This window comes from Armatimonadota bacterium (assembly GCA_035527535.1).
GTDB lineage: Bacteria > Armatimonadota > Hebobacteria.
Genome location: DATLAK010000006.1, coordinates 1 through 5,755, shown reverse-complemented (window position 1 = coordinate 5,755; position 5,755 = coordinate 1). Strand labels below are relative to the sequence as shown.

Annotated in this window: 6 protein-coding genes and 2 tRNA genes; 3 read left to right on the top strand and 5 right to left on the bottom strand. The window is 67.1% G+C overall.

All coding sequences use genetic code 11. The annotated features are described in order from the left end of the window. Nucleotides 1-136: 136 nt before the first annotated feature. On the bottom strand, nt 137-1,069 hold the full coding sequence (locus VM221_00280) for a glucosamine-6-phosphate isomerase (GenBank protein HUT73255.1): 933 nt from the start codon (nt 1,067-1,069) through the stop codon (nt 137-139). A gap of 169 nt (nt 1,070-1,238) precedes the next feature. On the opposite strand from VM221_00280, the gene VM221_00275 reads away from it, so the two are divergent. Next, nucleotides 1,239-1,670, top strand: a complete 432-nt coding sequence (locus tag VM221_00275) for a tetratricopeptide repeat protein (GenBank protein HUT73254.1) — start codon at nt 1,239-1,241, stop codon at nt 1,668-1,670. Beyond that, nucleotides 1,667-2,188 carry an HIT domain-containing protein gene (locus tag VM221_00270; protein HUT73253.1) on the top strand — a complete coding sequence of 174 codons (522 nt, stop codon included), beginning with the start codon at nt 1,667-1,669 and terminating at the stop codon, nt 2,186-2,188. Before VM221_00275 ends, VM221_00270 begins: the two co-directional genes overlap by 4 nt. A 63-nt stretch (nt 2,189-2,251) precedes the next feature. On the opposite strand, the gene VM221_00265 is transcribed toward VM221_00270, so the two are convergent. Next, a complete protein-coding gene (locus VM221_00265) occupies nt 2,252-3,028 on the bottom strand; it encodes a sugar phosphate isomerase/epimerase (protein HUT73252.1) in 777 nt (258 codons plus the stop codon). Nucleotides 3,029-3,163: 135 nt separating this feature from the next. Between VM221_00265 and VM221_00260 the strand changes: the two genes are divergently transcribed. Next, nucleotides 3,164-4,540, top strand: coding sequence for a hypothetical protein (locus VM221_00260; protein ID HUT73251.1), 1,377 nt, complete (start codon nt 3,164-3,166; stop codon nt 4,538-4,540). Between the two features lie 29 nt (nt 4,541-4,569). Here the strand turns inward: VM221_00260 and VM221_00255 are convergent, their stop codons facing one another. The 3 genes from VM221_00255 to VM221_00245 form a co-directional block, all read right to left on the bottom strand. Next, nucleotides 4,570-5,103 (bottom strand): hypothetical protein, encoded by a 534-nt coding sequence (locus VM221_00255; protein HUT73250.1) that lies wholly within the window; start codon nt 5,101-5,103, stop codon nt 4,570-4,572. A gap of 243 nt (nt 5,104-5,346) precedes the next feature. Continuing rightward, nucleotides 5,347-5,422, bottom strand: a tRNA-Arg gene (locus VM221_00250). 17 nt (nt 5,423-5,439) lie between these two features. Then, nucleotides 5,440-5,533: transfer RNA gene (locus tag VM221_00245), tRNA-Ser, on the bottom strand. Nucleotides 5,534-5,755 lie beyond the last annotated feature (222 nt).

Genomic DNA, 5,755 nt, shown 5'->3' with positions numbered 1-5,755 from the left:
TCCCGGAACTCGTCGCGGCGATCGAAGATTTCATCCGGGTCAACAACGAGAATCCCAAACCGTTCGTCTGGACGAAAAAGGTCGATGCTATCTTGGAGAAGGTCGCCCATTGTAAAGCCATCATCGGGACACTACACTAGTGCATCTCCGCCTCGCAGGTGCCGATGCCGGGGCGATAGTAGCTGAAACGCACGTTGGGGTGCAGCGCTAGAAGCGACATCGGCACCGCCGCGTCGGGGAGCTTCTTCGCGATCATGAAGGCGGTCAGCCGCATGCCGAACGGGTTGTCGTGGTTCCCTGCCTGCCAGATGGAGACCCGCTCCGCCCTCCAGGTCTCGACCGGGCCGACGGTAAGGGCCTGGGTCGGGACGTCGGCGACCTTGCCCCCGCCGGAGGTGCGGGCGTTCTGGATGATGGTCATGGGGTGCAGATCCACCACCCGCGCGCGGAGCTTGAGGTACTCCTCGGGCGCGGGCGGCTGGTCGGCGTACTTGCCCTCGCGCCTGAGGGGATCGTTGAAGGCCCAGTGCTTGACCTCGCCCTGGCCGCCCTGCATCACCACGCAGCGCGCCTGGTCGTAGCCGGCGGTGTACTCCGCCAGCTTATCCGCCTTGGGGAAATGCAGATTCGCCTCCGGCATCGCGAGCTCGGGGCGAATGCGGTTGAAGCACAGCTCGCGGTCGGCCTTCTCGAAGGACAGCGGGTGGTCCGCCGGCACCTCGCGGCCATTGAGGTACCATTCATCCATCCCCCAGAAGTGCGCATGCCGCAGATCGAGGTCGAGCGCGTTCACCAGTTGCGCCACCAGCGGCAGTTGCTCCGTCGGCCCGATGGGGCCGCAGATGCCCGCCGGCCGCTCCTCGGTCGCCTGCGACCAGGCCTCGATGTACTCCAGCGCCTCCGCCAGGTAAAAGCTCTCCAGCGTGTCGTAGAACACGACCTCGAAGCCGGGGCGGGACAACTGCGCCATATCCTCGACCGTGAGCTTGGCTGCGTCATCGAGGATCTCGCGGCCCAACGTCGTATAGTCCCACCACCCCGGCGCCACCACGCTCGCTCGTCTGCTCATGCTGACTCCCTTCGTGTCGCTCGACCGGATGCTCTCCCGTTCGTCTCCCGAGATGCTCGCCTCATTGAGTTCGGTGGCCGGTGGCCGAAGCCCTGCCGATTCAACCGCGGCAGTCGGCAGGGGATGGGCGCCGAGCCATCGAAAAGGCTCGCGTGCGGGGGTGACGGCGATGCGCTGCCGAAGTTGCGATGCCGAGTTGCCCGAAGCCGCGGCCTTCTGCCCGAGGTGCGGCGCGCGACAGGCCGCCGGCGTTGGACTTGAGACCATTGATCGCCTGATCGCGGACTACCGGCGGCGACTGGACGCCCAGCCCGAGGACGCCGATGCGCGCTTCAACCTTGCGCTTGCCTACAAACACAAGGGTCTTGACGACTTGGCGCTGGGCGAGTTGGAGCGACTGCGCGCGCAGGGCGAGGAGTTCGCCGACCTGGAATGCGAGGTAGCGACGCTGTACGAGCGTCGCGGCGACCGCGACCAGGCTGTGCAGGCGCTGCAGCGCGCACTGACCATCGAGCCGGAGCACGACGCGGCGCGCCGCCGCTTGCGGGAGCTTGAGCGGCACGCCGGCCCGAACACCCCGACTGGTCGGGGTGCCCCATGACAGAGGAGCTACCCACCGTGGATCGGCTGTGGGCGCCGTGGCGCATGGAGTATATCGAGCAGGTTGACCGCGGCGGCGAATGCATCCTGTGCGCGAAGCCGCGCGAGCACGACGACGGCAAGACCCACATCGTCCATCGCGGCGACCTCGCCTACACCATCCTCAACGCCTACCCCTACAGCAGCGGCCATCTGATGATCGCGCCCTACCGCCACACCGGCGACCTGCTCGCCCTGAGCGAGGGGGAGTTGTGCGCGATCACCGTCGAGACCCGCCTGGGTACGCGTCTGCTGGCCGCGGCGATGGCCCCGCAGGGCTTCAACATCGGTCTCAACCTGGGGCGCGCCGCCGGCGCCGGCATCGCCGACCACCTGCACGTGCATGTCGTGCCGCGCTGGAGCGGCGATACCAATTTCATGCCGGTGATCGGCGACACCAGGGTGCTGCCCCAGGCCCTCGACGACACCTATGGCGCGCTGCGCGCAGCGCTGGCGCGGATCGAGGCGGAAAAAGCGTAGCGCCGCGGGCGGCAGCCGTGGCCGACCTCCCCGCGGTCGCGTCGCGGCCGAGCCTGGCCCGTTCTATGCTTGCGCTCCGATGAGCCGCAGGGCGTACTCACGCGACGCGCGCAGCTCCGCGATCGTGGCGTCGCGCCCGGAGATCTCAACTGCGACCGACAGGAAGCCGCCGTAGCCGCGCATCGCCAGCGCCTTGCAGAAGCCCGCAAGGTCGGCCTCTCCCGCGCCCAGCGCGACTGACTGATCGTGGACAAGGTCGCCCAGGCGCACGTGCTGGATGTGGTCGCCGAAACGGCGCACGACCTCCTGGGGACTGATCCCGACCCTGAGGAAGTGCCCGTTGTCGGCGCACATGCGAATGCGCGGAGAATCGTGGGCGAAGAAGATGAACTCGAAGTCTTCGGGTATCTCGAGTTGGGTGTCGTGGCAATTGACCAGGCAGATCAGCGCCGGCCGCCCCTGCGCAAAGCGATCCAGCCGACGATAGGCCGCGAGGGTCAGATCCCAGTCCGCGCGGTCGCGGGGACTGCCGGCGACGACGACGCGCTGGCAATCGAGCGCCTCCGCGGCATCTATGGCGCGCTCGATATAGGCCAGGGAGTCGCGCATGGCTGCAAGCGAAGTGGTGGCCATAGGGCCCACGCACAGCGCCGCCAAGCCGAGGCCGTAGTCGCGCAGCTTGGCCCCCAGCGCGTCGGCTGTGGTCTCGCGCAGGTCCACGTGATGGCAATCGGGGATGGCGAGGAGCTCGAGGAAATCGAAGCCGGCTTCGCGGGTGGCCGCGAGCGCGTCCTCCAGCTTCGAGCACCAAAGGCAGGAGCTGCAACAGCACAGTTGCATTTGTTATCACCTCGCCGCGCGCCATGACGCGGGATATCCCCGCGAGCATTAGTTCTCCCTGCGGGCAGGGGAATCCTTTCGCGAGGCGTAATGAGCAAAGGCTTGCCGCCGGGGGCCCGGATATGGAAGGCGCCAATGATCAGGTTCATCGCTCTCGCCGTGCTCGCCATCGCCGCCGCATCGTGCCGCGCCGACGCGCCGTCACCGCGCACCTTCGCCGGCGACCGCACGACCGTCTCGTACGCGAAGGTTGATCCCGCCTATGCGCAGGCCATCGCCCGTATCTGCGACACCGCGCTCGCCGGCTACGAGGACCTCTACGGGCTGGAGATGCCCGCGCGGATCGCCGTGCATGTCTCGCTCGACCCCCAGCAGCCGCTGCGCCTGTGGACCGATGGCGATGCCTCGATCTTTCTGCAGTTGAGTGATGAATGGGATCTCCAGCCGCCACAACTGAGCGGGGTTTTCAATGTTTACGGCTTCTGCCACGAGTTGGGCCATATCGCCATGTACCGCCGCATGTCGAGCCTGGTCGGCATTCCCGACGGCGTTGCTGAGGGCTGGGCCGATTATTCCGGCGCGATGATCTGCGGCCATGTGTGGGAGAAACTGGGCCAGCGCGCGTGGCCGCAGCCCCATAACTACTACGAGCAGGGAGGCCCCGGGCGCTTCGAGCGCCGGATGCAAGGTTTCGACCCCGCGCGCTCCGGGCCGGAAGCGCAGGCCGCCCACGTCCTGTACCTGATAGACAAGCGCTACGGTCGTGCCACGGTGGGCCGGGCGCTGGCGGCGGCGCTGGCCGAACGGCCGGACGGCGGACGACTCGTTCGGCTCTTTCGTGCTGAACTCGTCAAGCTGACGGGAGACGAGGCGGCGGGCGCTCTCATTCCCGAGCGCATGCTCGAATCCCGCACAGCCTTCGACGGCCCGCCACCAAACCTGGACTCGCTCGCTGGCTTCCGCGGCCTCCAGGCAAGGGCCGACGATGCGGGTTTGCTCCTGTATTACGACGACGAGGCCATGGAGGGCAAGCGGAGCGTCGGCGGCAGCGGGCATGTCATTCAGTTTCGGGCGCCCGCGGGCAATTGGCGCGTGGACGCCGTGTGGCTGTTCGGCTCGCGCTACGGCGCCGCCGAGCCGCCGCCGGAGGACTTCAGCATCTTCATCTGCGACGCCGGAATGAACGTCATCGCGGAGATGCGCAAGCCCTACTCACTATTCGCGCGAGGGCCGGAGAAGTGGGTGATAATGCCTTTCGCGCCGGTGGAGGTGCCGTCGGGCTTTCATGTGTGTGTCAGCTTCAGTCCCACGGCGACAAAAGGGGTCTATGTGGCCTACGACCAGAGCCAGTCGGCCGGGCACTCGCGCGTGGGCGTGCCTCATGCAAGAGTCACCACACCGCTGCCCGATTTCGACTGGATGATCCGCGTCCACCTCTTGCCCGAAGACGGGGTCAACCTCGATCAAGCGGCGGCGGAGTGGGGGAGGAAGCTGACCGCGCCGGGCCCGTGAACCGACGGCGCCCGCCCGGCGGGCGGCGCTCACACGCGATAGGTGCGCTCCCTATCGTACTCGGCCGCGTAGCGTATCTCCAGATGGCGCTTCATCTCGTCCATCACCCGTCTCAACGCGGTCGAGGATTGCGAGATGTGGCGTCTCGTCGGCTTCAGAACCTGCACTCCGGCTCTCGTGCTCTGGCGCAAGACTCCGTCCCGCACCAATTCGTTGATGGCGGCATCAACGTCACCCGGACCGAAATCCATCAGCAGGTAGCGGTAAGGCCCGACGAAGAAATCATCACAGTTCAACGGGTTACCCGTCTCCAACAGATGGCGGGCGGCGATCGCGGCCACCTTCTCCTTGAGCTGCACGACGCCCATCCTCACGGCCGCGGCATTGTAGAGGCGTCGCTTCCGGCGAACACCGAAATCCCAGCGCCCCAGACGCAGCAGCTGGGACGTAGCCCAAGCCGCCGCCAGCGGGCTCACCCCCGAGTCGGTCAGCGCCCGGCGAATGTCTCGGTCTCGGGGAAACGGCGGCGGCGTGCGCCCGCGCCCAGATCCGGCCTTGCTCAATCAATCCCCCCTGCGTCGCAGCCGTCCGGCGCGCGCCTGGCTGCGGTCGCCGCCCGAAGCCGGGGCGACGCGCTGAACTGGCGACAGCGGGCGTGGGAACGCACGACGATGCGTCCAGGAGCGGGGAAGCTCGGCGCTTGCCCGCCCCCATGGGAGCGCGGACGCAGACTCGCATCCGGGGCGTCGAGCAGCCGCGGCGCGGGATCTCATGGTGTCAGATCCAAGTGGTGGTGGCGGCGAGATTGGCGCGCCCGAGAGGAATCGAACCTCCGACCTTTGGGTCCGCAACCCAACGCTCTATCCGCTGAGCTACGAGCGCGCCCGAACCTTCGCCACTGGCGGAGAGGCCGGGATTCGAACCCGGGAAGGGCCTTTTTGGACCCTTAACCGCTTAGCAGGCGGCTGCCTTAAGCCGCTCGGCCACCTCTCCTGCCATCGCGAGCGCCTATTCCGCTGTCGGCACGAGGCATTGTACCACATTCAAACGTGCGGTGCAATCAGGTCGCGCTGCCCGTCTGGTAGCATAGCGATTATGTCCCCATGCAACTGCACAGGGAAAATGTCCCCCTCCCTCCCGCGAGGTTGGGGGGGATAGGCCCAGGTGTGGATTGTGGATAAGTTCGTTGCGCGCGTCGCGACTTGACGGCGTCAC